This is a genomic window from Terrabacter sp. MAHUQ-38 (genome assembly GCF_014518425.1).
Lineage (GTDB): Bacteria > Actinomycetota > Actinomycetes > Actinomycetales > Dermatophilaceae > Terrabacter.
In genome coordinates this window covers 689,820-713,316 of sequence record NZ_JACVCU010000002.1, presented here as the reverse complement: position 1 = coordinate 713,316, position 23,497 = coordinate 689,820, and the positions used below count along the sequence as shown (strand labels likewise).

Sequence of the window (23,497 nt, the reverse complement as noted above, 5' to 3'; positions counted from 1 at the left end):
CAATGCGCGCACACGAAGCCGGAGCGCTGCACGCGGAGGGCTACCGCGGCCCCGCGTGGCTCCAGACCCCCGTCGACGTCAACGCCCTCGTGCCGTCCCTGTGGGCGACGTCCGTCGGGCGCGGCAGCGGCGGCGTCCTCACGGTCGGCGGTGTGAGCGTCACCGAGCTGGCGCGCGAGTTCGGCACACCGGCATACGTCATCGACGAGGACGACTTCCGTTCTCGCGCAAGGGACTTCAAGCAGACCTACGCCGAGGTGTTCGACAGCCTGTCCGGCGCGGCCGACGTGTTCTACGCCGGCAAGGCGTTCCTCTGCACCGAGGTGGCACGCTGGGTCCACGACGAAGGCCTGCACCTCGACGTGTGCACCGGAGGTGAGCTGGCGGTCGCGGTGCGCGCAGGCGTGCCCGGCCAGAAGATCGGGATGCACGGCAACAACAAGAGCGTCGCCGAGATCCGCGCGGCCCTGGAGTACGGCGTGAGCCGCATCGTCATCGACTCCTTCGACGAGATCGAACGCGTCGCCGACGTCGCCAATGAGCTGGGCGTGGTCGCGCCGGTCCTGGTCCGCGTCACCGTCGGGGTCGAGGCGCACACGCACGAGTTCATCGCGACGGCGCACGAGGACCAGAAGTTCGGGCTGTCGCTCTCGGGCGGCCATGCCTTCGAGGCGGTCCGCCGCATCCTCGCCCGGCCCGAGTCGCTTCGGCTGCTCGGGCTGCACAGCCACATCGGCTCGCAGATCTTCGACACCTCCGGGTTCGAGGTCTCGGCGCGGCGCATTCTCGGGCTGCACACGCAGGTCGCCAAGGAGCTCGGCGCCGAGCTACCCGAGCTCGATCTCGGCGGTGGCTTCGGCATCGCCTACACGACCGAGCACGACCCCCTCCCGCCGAAGAACCTCGCCGCCGGCATGGCCGAGATCATCGAGCGCGAGTGCCGCGCCGACGGCGTCGCCGTGCCCAGGATCTCCGTGGAGCCGGGTCGCGCCATCGCCGGCCCGAGCACCTTCACGCTCTACGAGGTCGGCACCGTCAAGCCGGTGGACCTCGACGGCGGGGCCCAGCGCGTCTACGTCTCCGTCGACGGCGGGATGAGCGACAACGTCCGCACCGCCCTCTACGACGCCAACTACTCGTGCACCCTCGCCAACCGTGCCTCCACGGCGGATCCCGTGCTCGCGCGCGTCGTCGGCAAGCACTGCGAGAGCGGCGACATCGTCGTCAAGGACGAGTTCCTGCCCGCCGACGTCGCGCCCGGCGACCTCGTGGCGGTCCCCGGCACCGGCGCCTACTGCCGGTCCCTGTCGAGCCAGTACAACCACACGCCGCGACCGCCGGTCGTGGCCGTGCGTGACGGCAGCGCCCGGGTCATCGTCAGGCGCGAGACCATCGACGACCTGCTCGCCCTCGACATCTGATGCCTCCTGCAATTCCTGCGCCGGGCATGTCCGGATCGCGAAACAATGACCGTCCGTCACCCGGACAGACGGCAGGATTCGCACCGTGGACAGCGCCGTGAGTGACCCCAGGCCGTTGCGCGTCGCCCTGCTCGGGGCCGGCGTCGTGGGTGGAGCGGTCGCACGCCTGCTCACCGAGCACGCCGACGACATGGCCGCCCGGGTGGGCGCGCGGCTGGAGATCACGGGCATCGCCGTCCGCCGGTCGGGTCGCGACCGGTCCGACCTCGGCGTCGACCCAGCCCTCTTCACGACCGACGCCGACGAGCTCGTGACCAGGGCCGACGTCGTCGTGGAGGTCATCGGCGGCATCGAACCGGCCCGCTCGCTCATCCTGCGTGCCATGGAGCACGGCGCCTCGGTCGTCACGGCCAACAAGGCCCTCCTCGCCGAGGACGGCCCCGCCCTGTACGCCGCGGCCGCAGGGTACGGCGTCGACCTCTACTACGAGGCGGCGGTCGCGGGCGCGATCCCGCTGCTGCGGCCGCTGCGCGAGTCGCTCGCCGGCGACGAGGTGCGCAAGGTGCTCGGCATCGTCAACGGAACGACCAACTACGTCCTCGACAAGATGGACACGACCGGCGCCGGTTTCGACGACGCCGTCGAGCAGGCCCAGGCGCTGGGCTACGCCGAGGCGGACCCCACGGCCGACGTCGAGGGTTTCGATGCCGCCGCGAAGGCGGCCATCCTCGCCTCGCTCGCGTTCCACACGCGGGTGTCCGGCACCGACGTCTACCGCGAGGGCATCACTGAGGTCACGGCGGCCGATGTCGCCGCCGCCCGGGAGATGGATGCCGTCGTCAAGCTCCTCGCGATCTGTGAGCGCGGCGACAAGGGCGTCAGCGTGCGCGTGCACCCCGCGATGATCCCGAGGTCGCACCCCCTCGCCGGCGTGCGCGAGGCCTTCAACGCCGTCTTCGTCGAGGCCGACGCCGCCGGCCAGCTGATGTTCTACGGCAAGGGCGCGGGCGGCGACCCCACGGCCTCTGCCGTGCTCGGTGACCTCGTCGCCGTCGCGCGCCACCGGGTCGGCGGCGGCCTGGGACCCGGGGAGTCGAGCTATGCCGACCTGCCCGTCCTGACCATGGGCGACGCCCAGACGCGCTACCACATCAGCCTCGACGTCGAGGACCGGTCGGGTGTCCTCGCCCAGGTCGCGGCGGCCTTCGCCGACCACGACGTGTCGATCGAGACGGTGCGCCAGCATCTCGTGGCGGCCGCGGACGGTGAGTCCGCCCGCGCCAACCTCATCATCGTCACGCACACCGCGAGCGATGCGGCCCTCTCGTCCACGGTCGAGCGACTGCGCACGCTCGACGTCGTCCGTGGTGTCAACTCCGTGATGCGCGTGGAAGGTTCCTGATGGCTCACCAGTGGCGCGGCGTGATCCGCGAGTACGCCGACCGGCTCCCGATGCTCGAGGGTGCGCCGGTGGTCACGCTGCACGAGGGCGGGACGCCGCTCATCCACGCCGCGAAGCTCTCGGAGCGAGTGGGCGCCGAGGTCCATCTCAAGTACGAGGGCCTCAACCCGACCGGCTCGTTCAAGGACCGCGGCATGACGACCGCGATCAGCGTCGCCGCCAAGACGGGCGCCAAGGCCGTCATCTGCGCGAGCACGGGCAACACGTCCGCGTCGGCGGCGGCATACGCCACGAAGGCCGGCATGGCCTGCGGCGTGCTCGTGCCCGACGGCAAGATCGCGATGGGCAAGCTGAGCCAGGCGATCGCGCACGGCGCGACCCTGCTCCAGGTCGACGGCAACTTCGACGACTGCCTCACGCTGGCGCGCAAGCTCGCCGAGGCCTACCCCGTCGAGCTCGTCAACTCGGTCAACCCGGCCCGCATCGAGGGCCAGAAGACCGCGTCGTTCGAGGTCGTCGACGCCCTCGGCGACGCCCCCGACATCCACTGTCTCCCGGTCGGCAACGCCGGCAACATCACCGCGTACTGGCGGGGTTACCGCGAGTACTCCGCCGATCCCACCGTCAGCGACCGCCCCGGCCCGGCGACGCACCTGCCCGTCATGTGGGGCTTCCAGGCAGCGGGAGCCGCACCGATCGTGCTCGGCCACCCCGTCGACCACCCCGAGACCATCGCGACCGCCATCCGGATCGGCAACCCCGCGTCGTGGGAGCAGGCGATCGCGGCACGCGACGAGTCAGGTGGCCGCATCGAGGCTGTCACCGACGAGCAGATCCTCGACGCCCACCGTTACCTCTCCTCGCAGGAGGGCGTCTTCGTCGAGCCCGGTTCGGCAGCTTCCGTGGCCGGCCTGCTCGCGAGCCACGCGGCGGGTCTGGTCCCGTCGGGCGCGCGCATCGTCTGCACCGTGACGGGTCATGGGCTCAAGGACCCCCAGTGGGCGCTGCGCACCGCCGACGGTGCGGAGGTCGTGCCGACCCGCGTCTCGGTCGACGCCTTCTCCGCCGCCCAGGCACTCGGCCTCGAGGGCTGAGCGCGTGAGCCGGGTGCCCGCGGGCCGGTCCGTCCACGCCCGCGTGCCGGCGAGCAGCGCGAACCTCGGTCCCGGCTTCGACTCGATCGGCCTCGCCCTCGGTCTCTGGGACGACTACGTCGTGACGACGTCGGACACGGCAGGGCTGATCATCGAGGTCACCGGCGAGGGCGCCTCCGACGTGCCCACCGACGAGGGGCACCTCGTCCACGCGACGATCCAGCACACGTGGCGCGCCCTCGGCGTCGAGGCACCGGCAGGGTTGCGGATCGTCGCGACCAACGGAGTTCCGCACAGCCGCGGCCTCGGCTCGTCCGCCACGGCCATCGTGGCGGGCGTCGTTGCCGCACAGGCGCTCTCGTACGCCATCGAGCCGAATGCCGGATGGCCGGCTCCCGGCGAGGAGGTGCCCGTCGACCTCGGGCTGGCATCCCACGTGGCGAGCGAGCTCGAAGGGCATCCCGACAACGCGTCGGCCAGCGTCCTCGGTGGCCTCACCGTGAGCTGGATGCCCGACGGGACCGGGCTCGACCGCGGCGAGCGCACCGTCACGGCACGCATCGACCCGCACCCCGACGTCGACGTCGTCGTCTTCGTCCCGGAGACCCAGCTCGCCACGCGGACGGCGCGTGCCGTCCTGCCCGCGACGGTCTCGCTCGCTGCCGCGGCGGCCGGTGCCGGCCGCGCGGCGTTGCTCGTCCACGCCCTCACGGCCGACCCGAGCCACCTGCACGCCGCGACCCGTGACTGGTTGCACCAGGAGGCCCGCCGGCCGTCCTATCCGGACACGATGGCACTCGTCGACCACCTGCGCTCGCAGGGACATGCCGCCGTCGTCTCGGGGGCCGGTCCCAGCGTCCTGGTCCTCACCACACGTGCAGCCGAGGCCGACGTGCAGGCTGGCCATCTCGCTCCGTACTGGGAGCGTCTCCTGCCCGGGGTGCCGGCCCGCGGAGCCCGGGTGCAGGTCCGCTGATTCTCGACAAGGGGGTGTGCGACGCAGGTCCGACGGCCGCCGGGTGGTATCCTGAGCGCGCGCCACATGCCGCGTCATCGCAGGCCGGCGCACCCACCCCCACACTGAGGCGCAGACATCTGCCTCTGGGCGCGTTCTGCGCCGACGTGGATCTCACACGACCAGGTCATCTGGTCCAAGTCCGGCCCGCAGGAATCTCCCGGGCCGCAAACGAGGGGGAAGGATCCTTCGTGTCAGAAACAACCACCCGTCCGCTCTCTGGCCTGTCCGCCATGAAGCTGGACGAGCTCAAGGGCGTCGCGTCCTCGATGGGCATCACCGGGACGACCAAGATGCGCAAGAGCGACCTCGTCGAGGCCATCAAGGCCCGTCAGGCGGGCGGCTCGTCCGCCGCCACCTCCGATGCGGCCCCCGCTCGTGCGTCCCGCCGAGCCAGCCGCCCGGCCGGCTCCGCCTCGGCCGACGAGACGCCGGCCGAGAAGCCGGCCTCCACGCCGGACTCCGTGCCGGCCTCTGCGGCGGTCGTGGAAGCCCCGTCCGTCGACGCCCCTGAGCGTGCACGCCGCGCCGAGGGCGACGGCCGGTCGGACGCACCGGCCGCCGAGCGCATCGAGCGCCAGGAGCGCCAGGAGCGCCAGGAGCGCTCCGATGACCGTGCCGAGGGGGACGAGCGCGAGGGGCGTCAGCGCGGCCGGCAGGCCGACCGCCCCGAGCGCCGTCAGCAGGGCGACCGCCAGACCGAGCGCGGCCAGCAGGACCGCCAGCAGGAGCGCCAGCCCGACCGACAGCAGGACCGTCAGCAGCAGGGCAACCGTGACGGACGTCAGCAGGGCGAGCGCCAGAACGACCGCCAGTACGACCGCGGCCAGCCGGACCGTCAGCCCGACCGTCAGCTGGACCGTCAGGACCGTCAGCTGGACCGTCAGGCGGGCGATGCCGGCGACCAGAACCGCGGCCAGCAGTCGCGCTTCGACGACGACGACCGCAGTGGCAGCCGCCGCAGCCGCAACCGTCAGCGCAGCCGGGACCGCAAGCGCGGCCGCGGCCGGGAGGGCGGCCAGGACTGGAACGAGTCCGAGCTGCAGGTCGGTGACGACGACGTCCTGGTGCCGGTCGGCGGCATCCTCGACGTCCTCGACAACTACGCGTTCGTCCGCACGTCCGGCTACCTCGCCGGCCCGAACGACGTCTACGTCCCGCTCGGCATCGTCAAGAAGAACGGTCTGCGCAAGGGCGACGCCGTCACCGGTGCGGTCAAGGCGCTGCGCGAGGGCGAGCAGCCGTCGGGCAACGTCGGCCGGCAGAAGTTCAACGCGCTCGTGCGTCTCGACACGGTCAACGGCATGACGCCGGAGGAGGCCGCCAAGCGCGTGGAGTTCGGCAAGCTCACGCCGCTCTACCCGCAGCAGCGCCTGCGCCTCGAGACCGAGCCCAACGTCCTGACGACGCGGATCATCGACCTCGTCGCGCCGATCGGCAAGGGCCAGCGCGGCCTGATCGTCGCCCCGGCCAAGGCCGGCAAGACGATGATCATGCAGACTCTGGCCAACGCCATCACGACGAACAACCCCGAGTGCCACCTCATGGTCGTCCTCGTCGACGAGCGTCCCGAAGAGGTCACCGACATGCAGCGGGCCGTGAAGGGCGAGGTCATCTCCTCGACCTTCGACCGTCCGGCGGAGGACCACACGACCGTCGCGGAGCTCGCGATCGAGCGCGCGAAGCGTCTCGTCGAGCTCGGCCACGACGTCGTGGTCCTTCTCGACTCGATCACCAAGCTCGGTCGTGCCTACAACCTCGCCGCCCCGGCGAGCGGGCGCATCCTCTCCGGTGGCGTCGACTCGGCTGCGCTCTACCCGCCGAAGAAGTTCTTCGGTGCGGCGCGCAACATCGAGAACGGTGGCTCGCTCACGATCCTGGCCACGGCCCTGGTCGAGACCGGCTCGAAGATGGACGAGGTGATCTTCGAGGAGTTCAAGGGCACGGGCAACATGGAGCTGCGCCTCAACCGCGACCTGGCCAACCGCCGGATCTTCCCGGCGGTCGACATCAACAGCTCCGGCACGCGTCGCGAGGAGATCCTCCTGGCGAGCGAGGAGCTGAAGATCATGTGGAAGCTGCGCCGGGTGCTCGCCGCGCTCGACCCGCAGCAGGCGATCGAGCTGCTCATCGACCGCCTCAAGAAGACGAAGACCAACTACGAGTTCCTCACGCAGGTCCAGCAGACCAGCAGCTCCCGGCTCGACGACGAGTCCTGAGCGTCGCGGAAGGGGACGGTGCCCGGTGGCACCGTCCCCTTTCGGCGTTTCATGGGCTATTCGGGTGATTTGTTCCTAAAATGGAGTTCCACTCCCGACGTCACCATGGAGAGCCATGTCTGCGCCTGCCGGCGACCCCGATGCAAACCCCGTCCGTGTCCTCGTGGCCGACGACGACGCAGACATCCGTGACCTCGTCGAGTTCAAGCTGACCCAGGCCGGGTATGCCGTCGAAGCCGTCCCCGACGGCGTCAGCGCGTGGGAGGCCTTCTCGGCCAACCCCCCGCAGCTGGCTGTCCTCGACGTCATGATGCCGGGCTTGTCCGGCATCGACGTCCTGCGCAAGATCCGTGAGAGCGACTTCGCCGGCGTTCCCGTCCTGCTCCTCAGCGCCAAGTCGCGCGACTCCGACGTCGACACCGGTTTCGCGGTCGGCGCCGACGACTACGTCATCAAGCCGTTCAGCCCGCGTGAGCTGCTCCACAGGGTCAACGGCATGCTCGCGCGAGCTCGATGAGCGACGTGGTCCCGTGATCGTGGGCGCGGCACTGCTCCTCGGCGCGACGATCGTCGTCCTCGGTGCCTGCCTGCTGCTCATCCTCGGGGTCATCGCCGTGCGCGCCCGGCGGCACAGCCGCAGCAAGCGCGACGAGATGCTCCTGTCACCGCTTCGCCCGCCGCTCATCACGGTGGCCTCCGGTGAGGACGACGACGGCAGCGCCGCGGAAGAGCTGACGTGGGCGACGGGTGTGTCGCGGACGGTGCTCGACCGCAACATCGCCGACCTGCTCACGAAGATCCGAGGAGCGCCGGCGGAGCAGCTCGTCCGGGTGCTCGAGGTGCACGGCGCCGTCGATGCGGCGGTGGGCGACCTGTCGAGCCGTTCGTCGGTGAAGCGCGCCCGCGGGGCCCAGCTGCTGGGTCTGGCCCGTGCGGCCCACACCGTCCCGCTCCTCGTCGATGCCCTGCGCGACGAGTCCGTCGAGGTGCGCAACAGCGCCGCGTATGCGCTCGGTCTCATCGGCGACGCCTCGGCGGCCGGGCCGATCCTGGCGGCCATCGGCGTGCCCGACCGAGGACTTCCTGCGGCAACCGCCGCGGAGGCTCTTCAGTCGATGGGCGTCGGCATCTCCGAGGTGCTGCGCGAGGGACTCAAGGACGAGAACGCCCGCACCCGCATGGTCGCGGCCCACCTCAGCGGTGAGCGCAGCTTCACGCGTGGCCTGCCCGAACTGCGACACCTGCTGGCGCACGACCCCGACGTCACTGTCCGTGAGACGTGTGCGGTTGCCATCGGGCGACTCGGCCGAGGCGAGGACGCCGACGTCCTAGCCCGTCACACCGGCGCCACCGAACCGCTGCCGCTGCGCCGTGCGTGCGTGACGGCGATCGGCGAGCTCGGTGAGCCGGGCGCCGTGCCCACGCTGGCGGGGCTGCTCGGCGACCCGGACCCTCGCCTGGCCGAGCTCGCGGCGGGTGCGCTGATCACGATGGGTGCCGAAGGGCGCGACGCCCTCGCGGGCCATGAGGACGACGCAGCTGTGAGGTCAGCCCGGCTGGTCGCCGACCTGCAGAAGTCGGCTGCATGAGCTGGGACGCCTTCATCGAGGGCCTTCGATCCTTCGTCGTGTGGGTCATGGACGTCTCGAGCGTGCCGATCCTCGTCTACTTCGTGCTCATCAACACCTCGCTGCTGACGCTCATCGTGCTGGCCTACCTCGAGTTCCGGGCCCAGCAACGGCGCCGTGCCTCGGCCCTGTCCTGGCAGGGTGCGGGGTTGGCCCCCGGGGTGTCCCTGCTCGTGCCGGCCTACAACGAGGAAGCCGGAATCGTCACGGCAGTCAAGTCCTTCCTCACGCTGCGCTACCCACGGCACGAGGTCGTCGTCATCGACGACGGCAGCACCGACGCGACCTTCGCACGGCTCGAGGAGGCCTTCGACCTCGTGCCGGTGCCGCGTGAGCTCCCGCGCGAGATCCCTGTGAGGGCAAGGGTTCTCGGGGTCTTCGTGCCGCGAGACGGCCGCACTCGGCTCGTCGTGGTCCGCAAGGAGAACTCCGGCAAGACCGAGGCGCTCAACCTGGGCATCAACGCCGCGAGCGAGCCGCTCGTCGCGATGCTCGACGGCGACTCGATCCTCGAGCCCGACGGGCTCCTCCACGTGACCCGCCCGTTCGCCGACGACCCCACGCGCATGGTCGCCACCGGGGGTGCCATCCGTCCGGTCAACGGCAGCCGCGTGCTCTCGGGGCGCATCGTCCGGGTGGAGATGCCTCAGACGTGGCTCCCACGGATCCAGCTGGTGGAGTACCTCCGCGCCTTCCTCCTCGGTCGCACCGGCTGGTCGCGCCTGGGCGGTCTCATCCTCATCAGCGGGGCGTTCGGGCTCTTCCGGCGCGACGTCGTCGTCGAGGTCGGGGGCCTCGACCCGGGCACCATCGGCGAGGACTTCGAGCTCGTCATGCGCATCCACAAGCGTCTGCGCGACGAGGGTCGCGACTATCGGATCGAGTTCGTCCCCGAGCCGGTCTCGTGGACCGAGGTACCCGTGACCGCCAGGGTGCTGCGCAACCAGCGTCGCCGCTGGCAGCGTGGTCTCTGGGAGACGCTCTGGGCGTACCGCGCGATGCTCTTCCGGCCCAGGTACGGCCGGATCGGCTGGGTCGCGCTGCCGTACTACTGGCTCTTCGAGCTGATCGCCCCGCTCCTCGAGCTCCTCGGCATCATCATCGTGCCGCTCGGGCTGCTGCTCGGGGTCGTCGACGTGCCGTTCGCCGTGCTCTTCCTCGTCCTGGCCTACGGGTATGCCGTGCTCGTGACCCTCGCCGCGATGGTCGTCGACGAGTGGGCCTTCCACAAGCACGACCGGTGGCGCGCGATCTGGCAGACCGTGGCGTCCTCCGTGCTCGAGAACTTCGGCTACCGCCAGGCCACCGTGTGGTGGCGCCTCGAGGGCATGTGGGCGAGCCTGCGCCGGAAGAAGCACGTCTGGGGTGTCATGACCCGCACCGGCTTCGACGAGGACCCGGCGTGAACGGCGGGTTGCCGGCCGTCTCGAGGCGCTCCGTCGGTAGCCAGATCCGGCTCCTCATCGGCATCCTCCTCGTGCTCGTGCCGGTCGGGGCCGTGGTCTCCGTCGCCATCATCCAGTCGCAGAGCGCGGCAGTCCGCTCGCTGACGCTTGTCCTCGGACCGGCCACCGAGGCCAACAACGCGGTCCTCCTCCAGATGACGCGCGCCGAGGGCGCCTGGCACGAGGCAGCATCCGGAGCGCAGGCACACATCGACCCGCTGAGCCTGGAGGCGACGATCCGGGCGGATCTCGACCGGCTCGCATCCCTCGCGCAGGGCCGCGAGCTCGACGAGTCCGACCGCACGCGTCTTGGGTCGCTCCTCGACAGCGAGAAGGACGCCGTGGACGCCTGGTTCGCGGGCGCGCGCGCGGCCCTGCAGGGCCGGTCTGCCGCCGGCGACGTGACCGAGGCGGGACGTGCCCGGTCCGAGGCGGCATACTCCGCTTTCCTCGAGGCCAACCACACGATCAGCCGCGCCATCCAGGACCAGCGCAACGCGGCGAGTGTCGGCGCGCGGGAGGCCACGGGAACCACCTCGGTCGTCATCATCACCATGGCCGTACTGGTCGTCCTCGTCCTCGTCGCGGGGGGCCTGGGCATGGATCGTGCCATCGGCCGACCGCTCGCGCGGTTGCGAGAGGTGGTGCGCCGGCAGGCCGAGAACGACGTCATCGCCCTCGCCAACCAGGAGGAAGGCGCCCTGGAGGTGCGCGTGCTCGCGCGCGACTTCAACGACCTGACGCGAGCCAACGCCCGCCTCGTCGACCAGCAGGCGGCGGTACTCGAGATGCAGGAGCTCGTCCTCGACGTGGGTCGCGGCGCCCGCTCGGCCGTCGATGTGCCCGAGGCCCTCCAACGGGTCTGCTCCAAGCTCGGTGCCGGCCTCGGCGCCGACCGCATCCTGCTCTACGCGCTCGCCGAGGACGGCCAGACCATCGAGGGCCGCCACCAGTGGCACACCGACGACCTGCCCGACCTGCCGCCCCTGCCGCGGTCGCTGGCGCAGCAGGTGGGCGAGGTCAACGAGCAGCTGCGTCAGAGCGTCGGCTTCTTCGACCTCGGCGACCTGCTCGCCCACCAGGCCTACGAGGACGAACGGGCCCGAGCCTTCCACCGTGCGACCGGCGCCAGGTCGCTGCTCATGCTGCCGGTCGGCACGGGCGGCCGCGGGTTGGGCATCCTGGCGGTGCTCATGGTCAACGCCCCGCGGCGCTGGCACCGGCACGAGATCCAGGCGGCGCAACAGTGCTCGGCCATCGCCGCCCAGTCGATCGTGTCGCTGCGCCTGTCGCAGATGCAGGACGAGCAGGTGCGGCGGCTCACCGAGCTCGACCGTCAGAAGACCGACTTCATGGCCACCGTCAGCCACGAGCTGCGCACCCCGCTGACCTCGATCAGCGGCTACCTCGAGCTGCTCGTCGACGGCGACTTCGGCGACGTGTCCGACGGGCAGCACGTGGCGCTGGACATCATCGGCCGCAACGCGACCCGTCTGCGCGGACTCATCGAGGACCTCCTCGTGCTCAACAAGATCGAGATCAGCGGCCTGCAGGCGGTGTCCGAGGAGGTCGCCGTCCGCGACCTGCTCCGCACCGTCACCGAGACGATGCAACCGGTCGCGGCGGGCGGTGGCGTCAGGCTCACCTGCCCTGACGTGCCCGAGGAGCTGCGCGTGAGGGTCGACCGCGGCCAGGTCGAGCGCGCGCTCATCAACCTCGGGTCCAACGCCGTGAAGTTCACGCCGGAGGGCGGCGAGGTCGTGCTCTCGGCCGAGCGCTCCGGCGCATCGACGATCATCTCCGTCCACGACACCGGCATCGGCATTCCGGCGGCCGACCTCGCGCGCCTCTCGGAGCGCTTCTTCCGCGCGGGCAACGCCACGGCGGCCGCGATCCCCGGCACGGGGCTCGGGCTCGCGATCGTGCGCGCGATCGTCGAGGGCCACGGCGGCGAGCTCGTCATCGCCTCGGTCGAGGGGGAGGGCACGACGATGCAGGTCGTCCTGCCGGTGGTCCAGCCGGCCACCGTCCCCGCGTAGCCCCGGCCGCACGCCACCGGCGGCTGCTCGGACGGTGTGGGTCGTTGCAGGTCACGACGGGGCTTCCGACGTCGCGATGCTGTCCCTGTGACGCCGGGGGCAGGGGAATGCCGGGCGCCCTCTGCGCGTTTTGGGGGAGGTGCGCCTTTCTGGCACACTCTTCCTTTGGACCGGTTCACGGGAGAGCGGCTCCCAGCACGAGCAGCGATGACACCGACCCGGCCGACTACCTCAAGGAGACGACGTTGAAGAACGACCTTCACCCCGACTACGTGGAGACCACGGTCACCTGTACCTGTGGCAACACGTTCACGACCCGCAGCACCGAGAAGAGCGGCAAGATCGCCGCCGACGTGTGCTCGCAGTGCCACCCGTTCTACACGGGCAAGCAGAAGATCCTCGACACCGGTGGCCGAGTGGCCCGGTTCGAGGCCCGTTACGGCAAGAAGGCCGCCAAGTAGGTCTCCCGCACGCCGGCTCCCACGACTTCGGTCGTCGGGGGCCGGCGTTCGTCTTACCCCGTCCACCGCGCAGCCACCCCCTGACCGAAGGGCCTCCCGTGCTTCGTTCCGTCCAGTCGATCCTCGACGAGTACGCCGACCTCGAGTCGCGCCTCGCCGACCCGGCGGTGCACGGTGACCAGGACCTCGTGCGCACCCTCAACAAGCGGTATGCCGCCCTGGCCCCGACCGTCGCCGCGGCGCGCGAGTGGACGGCAGCCGGTGAGGACCTGGCCGCCGCGCGTGAGCTCGCCACCGAGGACGAGTCGTTCGCCGAGGAGGTGCCGTCCCTCGAGGGCCGGTTCGTCGAGGCAGAGGAGCACCTGCGTCGCATGCTCGTGCCACGTGACCCCGACGACGACCGCGACGTGATCCTCGAGGTCAAGGCGGGCGAGGGTGGCGACGAGTCGGCCCTGTTCGCCGGCGACCTGCTGCGGATGTACCTGCGCTACGCCGAGCAGCGCGGTTGGCGCACCACCATCGAGGACGCGACCGAGAGCGACCTCGGTGGCTACAAGGACGTCCGCGTCTCCGTCAAGGCCAAGGGGAGCCCAGGCCCTGACGAGGCGCCGTGGGCCCGGCTCAAGTACGAAGGCGGCGTCCACCGCGTCCAGCGCGTCCCCGTCACCGAGAGCCAGGGGCGCATCCACACGTCGGCGGCCGGTGTCCTCGTGATGCCCGAGGCGGAGGAGGTCGAGGTCACGATCGACCCCAACGACCTGCGCATCGACGTCTACCGGAGCAGCGGGCCCGGCGGCCAGAGCGTCAACACGACCGACTCCGCGGTGCGCATCACGCACGTCCCGACCGGTCTCGTCGTCTCGTGCCAGAACGAGAAGTCGCAGCTGCAGAACAAGGAGGCCGCGATGCGCGTCCTCCGGGCCCGACTGCACCAGATCGCCAAGGACGAGGCGGACGCCGAGGCTTCGGCGGCGCGCCGGTCGCAGGTGCGCACGGTCGACCGGTCGGAACGCATCCGCACCTACAACTTCCCGGAGAACCGCATCTCCGACCACCGCACCGGCTACAAGTCGTACAACCTCGACGCCGTCCTCGACGGCGACCTCGACCCGGTCGTCCAGTCCGCGTTGGACGCCGACGAGGCGGCCAAGCTCGCGGCGCTGGCCGAGGGCGACAGGTCCGGCGCGTGACCGACCTGCGCGACGGCATCCGGGCGGCGACCTCCCGACTGCGCGACTGCGGCGTCGCGTCGGCCGACGTCGACGCGGTCGAGCTCGCCGCGCACGTGCTCGGCGTCGACGCGTCCGAGGTGCGCCGACTCGCGGTGATCGGCGGCCGGGGCCTTCCGGAGACGTATGGCGTCCTCGTCGAGGAGCGCGCGCGCCGGGTGCCGCTGCAGCACCTCACCGGCCGGGCCCACTTTCGCCGGCTGGCCCTGGCCGTCGGCCCCGGCGTCTTCGTGCCGCGGCCCGAGACGGAGGTGCTCGTCGACCTCGCGCTCGCCGAGGTGGACCGTCTCAGCACTCCGGCCACCACCGCTCCTCTCGCACCCCTTCGCGTCGTCGACCTCTGCTCCGGGTCCGGGGCGATCGCCCTGTCGGTCAAGCACGAGCGTCCGGGCGCGCAGGTGCGTGGCCTCGAGCTGTCGCCGGACGCGTACGCCTGGGCGTGCGCGAACCGCGACCGCCTGGGGCTGGACGTCGAGCTCGTCGAGGGTGACGCGACGCAGCCCTGCTTCGCCGACTGGGCGGGCACTGTCGACGTCGTGACGGTCAACCCCCCCTACATCCCCGTCGGAGCCGTGCCACTCGACCCCGAGGTGCGCGACCACGACCCCGAGGTCGCCCTCTACGGCGGCAGCGAGGACGGCCTGGCGATCCCGCTCGCGGTGGCGCGGGTCGCCGCCGGGCTGCTGCGGCCGGGTGGCCTGGTGCTCGTCGAGCACGCTGACTCGCAGGGTGAGAGCCTCCCGCGGCGCCTCGCGGCCACGGGGGAGTGGCGCGACGTCGTCGACCACCCCGACCTCACCGGCCGTCCCCGCGTCACCACGGCCCGGCGGACGAGCAGCTAGGACGGTCAGAAGCCCTCGGTCTACCCGTGCAGCTCGCGGTAGCGCCTCGCGGCCCCCGGGTGCAGCGAGATCGGGAAGGTGTCGACCAGGGTCTGCTGGGTGAGGTACTGGATGCCCGTCGACGGCGGGGGCACGAGGTCGCGGGCGTGGCCGAGCACGAGGTCGACGAGCCGTGCGGCAGTGTCCTCGGGCAGGTCGGGTCGTGAGAGCAGCAGGTTCGCGACACCGACCGTGGTGACGTCGGCAGGCATGTCGTACGTCGCCGCCGGCACCGTCGTGCGGGCGTACACCTCGCGCTGCACGGGGGTCAGCCGGTCGAAGACCTCGGTGAGGTCGAGCAGCCGCACCGGGAACTGCGCGGCCACCGCCGTCAGCGCGGGGATCGGGATGCCGCTGCTGAAGACGAGGGCCGCGAGCGTGCCGGCCCGGAGCCGGCGGATCGCCTCGGCGAGGACGACCTCGGACACCTCGACCCGGCGCGCTCCGGTGTCGAGCAGACCGAGGGCGTCGAAGACCCGGCGGGTCGTCGCCGCCGTGCCCGACCCGGGCGCACCGATCGACACTGCCCGCCCCCGCAGCTGCTCGACCGAGGTGACGGGGCTGCCGGCGGGCACGACGACCTGGAGGTAGTTCTGGTAGACGCGGCCGATGGCCGCGGGTGTCCAGGCATTCTCACGGGCGGAGTCGGCGAGGCACATGGCGAGGCCCGCTGTCCCCGTACGCAGCCGGTGCAGGTTGTCGACACTGCCCGCCGTCACGAGGGCGTTCGACGAGGGAGCCAGCCCCTCCACCACGGCCGCGCCACCGAGGAGGCGGCCGAACTGGATGTAGGTGCCACCGGGCTCGCCGCACGCGATGTCGAGCCGGTCGAGGGCGTCGTCCGCCGTGCAGCCTCCGGCGGTGGCACCTGCGAGACCGGCCGCCGCAGCCGCAACGGCGGCCCGCACGACGGTCCGACGCCCGGGGAGGTGACCGCCGGGCGGCCGCGGCGCCCCCGACGCTGCTCGGCGCTGCTCATGCACGTGGCGCGACCTCATGCGTCTCCCACGGCAGGCAGGGTCAGCCGCACTCGGAGGCCGTTCGGTTCGTTCGGGCGGAGCTCGACGTGGCCGCGGTTGGCCCGGGCGAGCTGGGCGACGATCGCGAGCCCGAGGCCCGTGCCGTCGGTGTCGCGTTGCCCGGGCGAGCGCCAGAAGCGCTCGAGGGCATGCTCCAGCTCGTCGGGACCCAGCCCGGGGCCGGTGTCCGCCACCTCGATGAGCGCGACGCGTTCCGCCGGTCCTGCGGTGTCGCCTGCGCCCGCGCGCAGGGAGAGGCGCAGCACGATGTCGGCGCCCTGACCGGCGTACCGCACGGCGTTCTCGACGAGCTCGTCGACCATGTCGTGCGCGTCCATGGCCGAGCAGCGCAGCCCGACGTGGTCCAGGCCCTCGCGGAGCAGGCGTAGATCGCGGGCCGCGGACTGCGTTGCCCAGCGAGCGACGACCTCCTCGGCGAAGAGGTCGCAGGTCAGCTCGAGCGGTCTCTCGTCGGGTTCGAGCAGGCCGCTCACCGACCCTGCGCCCGTTCGGTGCTCTGCCTCGGCCAGGTCGAGCAGGGTGTCGACCATCTGCTCGAGGCGGTCGAGGTCACGGTCGACCTGCGCGAGGGAGGCACCGCGCGTGGCGCCGGTCTCGTCGTGGGCCAGCGCATCGACGCGCAGGCGCAGCGCCGCGAGGGGGTTGCGGAGCCGGTGCGAGAAGTCCTCGACGAGCCGACCCCGCTCGCGGATCGTGCCCGTCACCGAGGCCGCCATCTCGTCGAACGAGTGGGCGAGCCGACGCAGCTCGGGCGGGCCGGTGCGGCGGAGGCTCTCGGGGAGCCGTCCGGCGGCGAGCGCCTGGGACGCCAGGTCCAGGTCGCGCACCGGACGCAACACCCACCGTCCGAGGAGGAGGCCCAGCGCCGTCAGCACGACGAGCCCCGCCGCGGCCGCGGCGAGCGCCAGCGCCCACCGCTCTCTCACGTCGGCGATGGCACGACCGGCGTCGACGCGGGTGATGACCGCCCCGCCCGTGAGGTCGCCGGTGCCGACGACGGGCTGCGCCATGAGGTGGCTGCTCTCGCTCCACGGGAAGACCACCGGCAAGGCGTCGATGGGCTGGTTGCGCCGCGCCGCCGTCGCTGCTGCGGCCACGGCAGGGTCATCGAGCGACAGCGCCTCGGTCTCGAAGATGACGTGTCCCGACGGGTCGAGGACGAGGACGGGCTCGCCGTAGAGCCCCACGTACGTCTCGCCGTGCTGGACGAGTGCCGCCAGGTCACCGGTGTCGATGCTCGACCGGGCCAGGCTCGCGAAGCGGGCCAGTGCGGTCGACCGTTTGAGCACCAGCTCCTGCGTGCGCTCGCGCGAGATTGCTTGCAGCGCAGGAACGGCGATGGCGACGACCACGAGGAGCACGCAGCCGAGAATCGGTGCCAGCACCCGGGTGCGCACGGTCAGGCCTCGAGGCGGTAGCCGAAGCCACGGATCGTCGTGATGAGCTCGGCCGCGGGCAGCTTGGCTCGCACCTGTGTCAGGTGCACGTCGAACGACCGCGACGCGGCGGCGAACGCGTCACCCCAGACCTCGTCGAGGATCTGCTGCCGGCTCACCGCCGTGCCGACCCTTCGCGCCAGCACGGCCAACAGTGCGAACTCCTTGGCGGTCAAGGCGATCGGTGTCCCGTCGTTTCCAGCGACCGTGCGTGCGGCGAGATCGATGGTGACGCCGTTCGTGTGCACGAGGTCTGCCCGCGCGCTGGGTGCAACTCGTCGTCGGGTCACCGCGTCGATGCGGGCGAGCAGCTCTCGCAGGCGAATCGGCTTGACCAGGTAGTCGTCGGCCCCGAGGTGGAGGGCGCGCACCGTCGACCGCTCGTCGGAGCGGGCGGTCACGACGAGCACCGGCGTGCGGCTCACCTGGCGCAGCTTGCGCAGCACGTCGAAGCCGTCGCCGTCCCGAAGTCCGAGGTCGAGCAGGACGACGTCACGGTCGTGGTGGCGCAGCAGCGCGTCGACGCCCGAGTCGACCCGGTCGACGTCGTGGCCGGTCGCGCGCAGGGCGTCACCGAGGGCCGAGGCGACGGAGTCGTCGTCCTCGACGATGAGGACACGCATCCGCGCATGCTAGCCCGCCAGGACGCTTCGTCGGGGACCTCTGGGAGCCCGCGGGACGGCATACGCGAGCAGGGGACGCCGTGACGCGGGGCGAATTCTCAAGAGGGTGTTAAGAATCCCGGCACAACCACCGCCAGGGCGCTCGCCCGTGGCAGCCTCCCCGGCATGTCCCTCAACGAAGCGGTGACTGCAGGACCCGATCGCACCGGCGCGAGAGACGCCGGTCCCCAGACCACGAAGGTCGACGTCGACGACCTCATCGCCGAGTACGACGAGGAGCGTCCGCAACGCCGGCTGCGCGAGCGGCTCGACTCGGCCGTCACGGTGTACTGCTTCGCCATCTCGGCGTTCGTGCTGCTCCAGGTGTTCGCGCCCCTGCGGCAGGGCAACCAGTTCTTCCTCATGCTGTTCCTCGGGCTGGTCCTGCCGCTCGTCTTCCTCACCTACCGTGGCCGCAAGCGCGCGCCGGCCGACCGCGGGCCGCGTGACGACCCACAGGTGCACGACTGGCTGCTCGCCCTCGTCACACTCGTCGTGTGCCTCTACCCGGTGCTGCCGTTCGCGCTCGGCGACAGCGGCGGCGGCTTCAACGCCTTCCTCGACCGCCAGGGCCAGCTGACGCCGACCGACGTCGCGATGGGGACGCTGCTCACGCTCCTCGTCCTCGAGGGCTGCCGCCGAACGACCGGCCTCGTCCTGCCGGTCGTCTGCGCCGTCTTCTTCGCCTACGCGTACTACGGCGGGTTCCTGCCCGTCGGGTGGCCGGTCTCGCACGCCGGTGTCGACTTCGACCAGATCGTCAACGGCTTCTACAACGACCAGTCCGGCTTCTACGGTGTGCCCTTGGACGTGTGCGCGTCGTACATCGTCCTGTTCACGATCTACGGGGCCGTGCTCGACGCCACAGGGGCCGGGCGCTTCTTCATCGACTTCAGCTTCTCCGTGTTCGGCCGCTCGCGCACCGCCCCGGGTCGCACGGTGACCCTGAGCGGCTTCCTCCTCGGGACCGTCTCGGGCTCGGGGACCGCGACGGCCGTCAGCCTCGGCGCCGTCTCGTGGCCGATCCTCAAGAAGGCCGGCTACCCGCGGGAGAACGCCGGCGGCATGCTCGCGGCCGCCGGCATCGGGGCGATCCTCTCGCCGCCGACCCTCGGCGCGGCGGCCTTCATCATCGCCGAGTACCTGCAGACGAGCTACCTCCAGGTGCTTCTCTGGGCCAGCATCCCGACGCTGCTCTACTATCTGGGCATCATCCTCGCCGTCGAGATCGACGCCCGCCGGTTCGGCGTCGACGCCGTGGACGTGCCGCGCCGCAACCCGTGGCGGCTGCTGCTCCGCTTCGGCTACCACCTGCTCTCGCTCGGCGTCATCGTCGTGTTCCTCGCGCTCGGCGTGCCCCCGTTCAAGGCCGTCATCTACTCGACGGCGCTCGCCGCGGCCGTCGGCCTCGTCGAGCGGTTCGTCTCGCGCCGTGACCCCCTCGACCCCGACGCGGAGGTCAACTCGCGCGGGGGAGCCCTGCTGGCGTATGCCGTCCAGCTCTACCGGGCGCTCGCCGCCGGGGTGCGCTCGGTCCTGCCCGTCGCGGCGGTGTGCGCCGCCGCGGGCATCATCACCTCGGTCATCGTCAAGACCGGCCTCGGGCAGAACCTCGCGAACCTCCTCGTCGCCGCGGCCCACGCGGTCACCGACAACCCGGCGCTCGTCGTCGTCATCACGGCGGTGCTGTCGGCGCTCGCGATCATCCTGCTCGGCCTCGCGGTGCCGGTCACGGCGTCGTTCATCATCAGCTGGGTCGTCATCGGCCCCGCGCTGCAGGCGCTCGGCGTGAGCGGACCCGAGACGGCGATGTTCATCTTCTACTACGCGGTCCTGTCGGAGGTCTCGCCGCCGACGGCGCTGGCGGCCGTCGCCTCGGCCGCGATCACGGGCGGCGACACGATCCGCACGATGTGGCAGGCGGCGAAGTACACGTTGCCCGCCTTCCTCGCACCGCTCGCCTTCGTCATGACCGACAACGGCTCACACCTGCTCCTGCAGGGACCGGTCGTCGACATCGTGTGGACCACCGCGGTCTCGATGCTCGCCGTGGCGGCTCTCGCCGCCGTCACGGGCGGCTGGCTGCTGCGACCGGCCAACGGCGTCGAGCGCCTGCTCTGCGTGCCCGCCGCCGGACTGCTCCTGTTCCTGCAGCCCCTCACGATCCTTGCCGGCCTCGCGTGCCTCGCCGCCGCCGTGCTGCTCAACCTCGCCCGCGCCCGCACCTCACCCGCACCGTCCCTGCCAGCAAAGGAGCTGTCATGACCACCACCCCACCCATCTCGGCGCCACCCACGTCGGAGCGACGGACCCGCCGCCGGGTCGTGCCGCTCGTCGCAGCCGCGGTCGCCGCGGCGCTCGCCCTCGCGGCCTGCGGGGGCAAGCAGCCCCAGGGCGCCGCCGGGGGAGCGACCGGAGCAGGCGGCTGCGAGGCCAGCGCCGGTCAGGTCACCATCGCGACCGGCAACAGCACCGGCGTCTACTACGTGCTCGGCGGCGGCATCGCCAGCCTCATGTCGGCGAAGTCCCCGCTCAAGGCCACCGCGGCCGAGACCGGCGCGTCGGTCCAGAACATCCAGCAGCTCGTCGGCGGCCAGTACGACATCGCCTTCTCGCTCGCCGACACGGCGGCCGACGCCGTGGCGGGCAAGGGCTCGTTCAGCGCACCGCAGAAGGTGCAGGCCCTCGGCCGGATCCACTCGAACTACACGCAGGTCGTCGTCCGCAAGGCGTCCGGGATCAAGACCGTCGCGGACATGAAGGGCAAGCGGATCTCGACCGGCTCGCCGAAGTCGGGCACCGAGGTCATCGCGACCCGGCTGCTCCAGGCCGCCGGGCTCGACATCAACTCCGACGTCGCGGCCCAACGCCTCGAGCTCGGCAAGACGGTCGACGCGATGAAGGACGGTTCGATCGACGGGTTCGTGTGGTCGGGCGGCCTGCCCACACCGGCCCTCACCGACCTCTTCACGTCGCAGAAGGACGCCGTCGAGCTCATCGACGCCACCGCGGGCCTCGCGAAGCTGAAGGAGGTCAACCCCGTCTACGCCGAGGGCACCATTCCCGCAGCGACGTACGGCCTTCCTGCCGACGTCAGGACGATCGTCGTCCCCAACGTGCTCCTCGTCCGCGACGACTTCTCGGCCGCGAACGCCTGCGCCCTGACGAAGCTCATCTGGGGCAGCGGCGCCGAGCTCGCCAAGGTGCACCCTGCCGCGAAGGAGCTGACCGCCGAGACCGGGCCACGGACCGACCCCATCCCGCTCGCCCCCGGCAGCAAGCAGGCGTTCGACGCCCTGTAGACCCCGGCGACACGGCATACGGCCTTGTGCCGTCCGCGTCGAAGACCTCGCCGCTCGTCGTCCCGGGGACGGCGGGCGGCGAGCCCGTGAGCGGCCCAAGTAGGCTCGCCCTCGTGAGCGAGCGCTACGACTGCACCGACCCAGAGGGGCGCGCCGAGGGCATCCCGGCCGCAGCCGCCGCCGTTCGTCGAGGCGAGGTCGTCGTGCTGCCGACCGACACGGTCTACGGCATCGGCTGTGACGCCTTCGACGCGAACGCCGTCGCTACGGTCCTCGCCGCGAAGGGCCGTGGCCGCGACATGCCGCCGCCCGTCCTCATCCCGACCGCGCGCACCGCGCAGGGCCTGGCTACCCAGGTGCCCGACCACGCGCAGCGACTGATGGAGACGTTCTGGCCGGGCCCCTTGACGCTCGTGCTCAAGGCGCAGACGTCGCTGCACTGGGACCTCGGCGAGACCAACGGCACCGTCGCGCTGCGCGTGCCAGACCACGACATCACGCTCGAGCTGCTCGGAGACATCGGCCCGATGGCGGTCACGAGCGCCAACACGACCGGTGACCCCGCCGCGCGCACCGTCGAGGAGGCCGTCGCGATGCTCGGGGAGTCCGTCGGCGTCTACCTCGACGGCGGGCCCTCGGCCGGCGCGCTGCCCTCGACGATCGTCGACTGCACGGGGGAGACGCCGGTGACCCTGCGGGTCGGCGCCATCTCTCAGGACGAGCTCGACGCGGCCCTGGCTCCGGAGCCCGAGCCCGAGCCCGAGCCGGAGCCCGAGCTGGGGTCGGAGCCCGACCTCGCCGCGGGCACCGGCGACACGCTCGGCGAGCAGCTGTCCACCACCGAGGACCACTCGAACGGCCGTCACCCGACGGCATAGAGTTGGCTCGCGCTCGCGCCCCAGCTCCCGACCCACCCGGAGAACTCCCATGGCTGACGACACGTTCTACGGCTCCGACTTCGGCGCCCTGCAGAGCTTCGACCCCGACCTCGCGGGCGTGCTGCTGTCCGAGCTCGACCGCATCCGCGGCGGGCTGCAGCTCATCGCGAGCGAGAACATCAGCTCGCCGGCCGTGCTCACGGCCCTCGGGTCCACGCTGTCGAACAAGTACGCCGAGGGCTACCCGGGCCGCCGCTACTACGGTGGCTGCGCCGAGGTCGACAAGGCCGAGCAGATCGCCATCGACCGCGCGAAGGCCCTCTTCGGTGCCGACCACGCGAACGTCCAGCCGCACTCGGGTGCGAGCGCCAACCAGGCGGTCTACGGCGCCTTCATGTCGCCCGGCGACACGATCCTCGCAATGGCCCTGCCGATGGGCGGGCACCTGACCCACGGCACGAAGGTCTCCTTCTCCGGCAAGTGGTTCAACGCCGTGCACTACGGCGTTGACAAGCAGACCGAGGACATCGACTACGACCAGGTCGAGGCCCTCGCCAAGGAGCACCGTCCCAAGGTCATCTGCGCCGGCGGTTCCGCGATCCCGCGTCTCATCGACTTCGAGCGCTTCCGCGCCATCGCCGACGAGGTCGGCGCCATCCTCTGGGTCGACGCCGCTCACTTCATCGGCCTCGTCGCGGGCAAGGCGATCCCGTCGCCCGTCCCGTATGCCGACGTCGTCACCTTCACGACGCACAAGGTCCTGCGCGGGCCGCGGTCGGGCGCGCTCGTCTGCAAGGCCGAGCACCAGGCGGCGCTCGACAAGGCGGTCTTCCCGATGATGCAGGGTGGCCCGCAGATGCACACGATCGCGGCCAAGGCGGTCAACTTCAAGGAGGCCGCGAGCCCCGAGTACGCCCAGTACGCGAAGGACGTCATCGCCAACAGCCAGCAGCTCGCCGCGAGCCTGCTCGAGGTGGGCATCCGCCCGACGACGGGCGGCACCGACACGCACCTGTCGCTGCTCGACCTCCAAGGCGTGGGCGTCACCGGCAAGGAGGCGGAGGAGCGCGCCGACGCCGCCGGCATCGTCCTCAACAAGAACGCGATCCCGTTCGACCCGCAGAAGCCCAACATCGCGTCCGGCATCCGCGTCGGCACGCCGTCGGTGACCACCCAGGGCATGGGCCTCGAGGAGATGAAGACCATCGCCTCGCTCATCCACAGGGCTGTCACCGAGGGCGACGCCGACCCCGACCACACGGTCAGCAAGGAGGTGCGTGCTGAGGTCACCGACCTCGTCACGCGCTTCCCGGCATACCCTCGCTGAGTCGGGGGCCATCCCGCC

At 71.6% G+C, this 23,497-nt stretch carries 19 protein-coding genes; 16 read left to right on the top strand and 3 right to left on the bottom strand.

What is annotated here, in order from left to right; all coding sequences use genetic code 11:
* The first annotated feature begins 2 nt into the window (after positions 1-2).
* From lysA to prmC, 12 genes are all read left to right on the top strand, one after another.
* Positions 3-1,421, top strand: coding sequence for a diaminopimelate decarboxylase (gene lysA / locus H9I49_RS10250; RefSeq protein WP_188030235.1), 1,419 nt, complete (start codon positions 3-5; stop codon positions 1,419-1,421).
* A 97-nt stretch (positions 1,422-1,518) separates the two neighbouring features.
* Entirely contained in the window at positions 1,519-2,823 is a 1,305-nt protein-coding gene (locus H9I49_RS10245; protein ID WP_188030234.1) for a homoserine dehydrogenase, read from the top strand.
* Positions 2,823-3,917, top strand: coding sequence for a threonine synthase (gene thrC, locus H9I49_RS10240; RefSeq protein ID WP_188030233.1), 1,095 nt, complete (start codon positions 2,823-2,825; stop codon positions 3,915-3,917). The genes H9I49_RS10245 and thrC overlap by 1 nt, the downstream gene beginning before the upstream one ends.
* A gap of 4 nt (positions 3,918-3,921) precedes the next feature.
* Positions 3,922-4,893, top strand: a complete 972-nt coding sequence (gene thrB / locus H9I49_RS10235; RefSeq protein WP_188030232.1) for a homoserine kinase — start codon at positions 3,922-3,924, stop codon at positions 4,891-4,893.
* 272 nt (positions 4,894-5,165) lie between these two features.
* Positions 5,166-7,151 carry a transcription termination factor Rho gene (gene rho, locus H9I49_RS10230; RefSeq protein WP_223128592.1) on the top strand — a complete coding sequence of 662 codons (1,986 nt, stop codon included), beginning with the start codon at positions 5,166-5,168 and terminating at the stop codon, positions 7,149-7,151.
* Positions 7,152-7,266: 115 nt separating this feature from the next.
* A complete protein-coding gene (locus H9I49_RS10225; protein WP_188030230.1) occupies positions 7,267-7,668 on the top strand; it encodes a response regulator transcription factor in 402 nt (133 codons plus the stop codon).
* 13 nt (positions 7,669-7,681) lie between these two features.
* Positions 7,682-8,740, top strand: a complete 1,059-nt coding sequence (locus tag H9I49_RS10220) for a HEAT repeat domain-containing protein (protein ID WP_188030229.1) — start codon at positions 7,682-7,684, stop codon at positions 8,738-8,740.
* A complete protein-coding gene (locus tag H9I49_RS10215) occupies positions 8,737-10,185 on the top strand; it encodes a glycosyltransferase family 2 protein (protein ID WP_188030228.1) in 1,449 nt (482 codons plus the stop codon). The genes H9I49_RS10220 and H9I49_RS10215 overlap by 4 nt, the downstream gene beginning before the upstream one ends.
* Positions 10,182-12,263, top strand: coding sequence for an ATP-binding protein (locus tag H9I49_RS24420; RefSeq protein WP_188030227.1), 2,082 nt, complete (start codon positions 10,182-10,184; stop codon positions 12,261-12,263). The genes H9I49_RS10215 and H9I49_RS24420 overlap by 4 nt, the downstream gene beginning before the upstream one ends.
* A gap of 245 nt (positions 12,264-12,508) precedes the next feature.
* A complete protein-coding gene (rpmE, locus tag H9I49_RS10205; protein WP_188030226.1) occupies positions 12,509-12,724 on the top strand; it encodes a 50S ribosomal protein L31 in 216 nt (71 codons plus the stop codon).
* A 98-nt stretch (positions 12,725-12,822) separates the two neighbouring features.
* Complete coding sequence (prfA, locus tag H9I49_RS10200; RefSeq protein ID WP_188030225.1) at positions 12,823-13,914, top strand: peptide chain release factor 1; 1,092 nt, start codon at positions 12,823-12,825, stop codon at positions 13,912-13,914.
* Positions 13,911-14,795: a peptide chain release factor N(5)-glutamine methyltransferase gene (prmC, locus tag H9I49_RS10195; protein ID WP_188030224.1), complete on the top strand. Its 885-nt coding sequence runs from the start codon at positions 13,911-13,913 to the stop codon at positions 14,793-14,795. Before prfA ends, prmC begins: the two co-directional genes overlap by 4 nt.
* Positions 14,796-14,815: 20 nt before the next feature.
* Here prmC and H9I49_RS10190 read toward each other — a convergent pair whose 3' ends face one another.
* From H9I49_RS10190 to H9I49_RS10180, 3 genes are read right to left on the bottom strand one after another with little or no spacing between them, the layout of a single operon-like run.
* Positions 14,816-15,817 carry a TAXI family TRAP transporter solute-binding subunit gene (locus tag H9I49_RS10190; RefSeq protein WP_223128480.1) on the bottom strand — a complete coding sequence of 334 codons (1,002 nt, stop codon included), beginning with the start codon at positions 15,815-15,817 and terminating at the stop codon, positions 14,816-14,818.
* Positions 15,818-15,828: 11 nt separating this feature from the next.
* Complete coding sequence (locus H9I49_RS10185) at positions 15,829-17,235, bottom strand: HAMP domain-containing sensor histidine kinase (RefSeq protein ID WP_188030222.1); 1,407 nt, start codon at positions 17,233-17,235, stop codon at positions 15,829-15,831.
* Between the two features lie 38 nt (positions 17,236-17,273).
* Positions 17,274-17,933, bottom strand: a complete 660-nt coding sequence (locus H9I49_RS10180; protein WP_188030221.1) for a response regulator transcription factor — start codon at positions 17,931-17,933, stop codon at positions 17,274-17,276.
* Between the two features lie 165 nt (positions 17,934-18,098).
* Between H9I49_RS10180 and H9I49_RS10175 the strand changes: the two genes are divergently transcribed.
* The 4 genes from H9I49_RS10175 to glyA all read left to right on the top strand — a co-directional run bounded on the left by H9I49_RS10175 (position 18,099) and on the right by glyA (position 23,479).
* Positions 18,099-20,237 carry a TRAP transporter fused permease subunit gene (locus H9I49_RS10175; RefSeq protein WP_188030220.1) on the top strand — a complete coding sequence of 713 codons (2,139 nt, stop codon included), beginning with the start codon at positions 18,099-18,101 and terminating at the stop codon, positions 20,235-20,237.
* Positions 20,234-21,274: a TAXI family TRAP transporter solute-binding subunit gene (locus H9I49_RS10170; RefSeq protein ID WP_188030219.1), complete on the top strand. Its 1,041-nt coding sequence runs from the start codon at positions 20,234-20,236 to the stop codon at positions 21,272-21,274. Before H9I49_RS10175 ends, H9I49_RS10170 begins: the two co-directional genes overlap by 4 nt.
* Before the next feature lie 113 nt (positions 21,275-21,387).
* Positions 21,388-22,152 (top strand): L-threonylcarbamoyladenylate synthase, encoded by a 765-nt coding sequence (locus tag H9I49_RS10165; RefSeq protein WP_188030218.1) that lies wholly within the window; start codon positions 21,388-21,390, stop codon positions 22,150-22,152.
* A 49-nt stretch (positions 22,153-22,201) separates the two neighbouring features.
* Entirely contained in the window at positions 22,202-23,479 is a 1,278-nt protein-coding gene (gene glyA, locus H9I49_RS10160; protein WP_188030217.1) for a serine hydroxymethyltransferase, read from the top strand.
* The last annotated feature ends 18 nt before the right edge of the window (positions 23,480-23,497 follow it).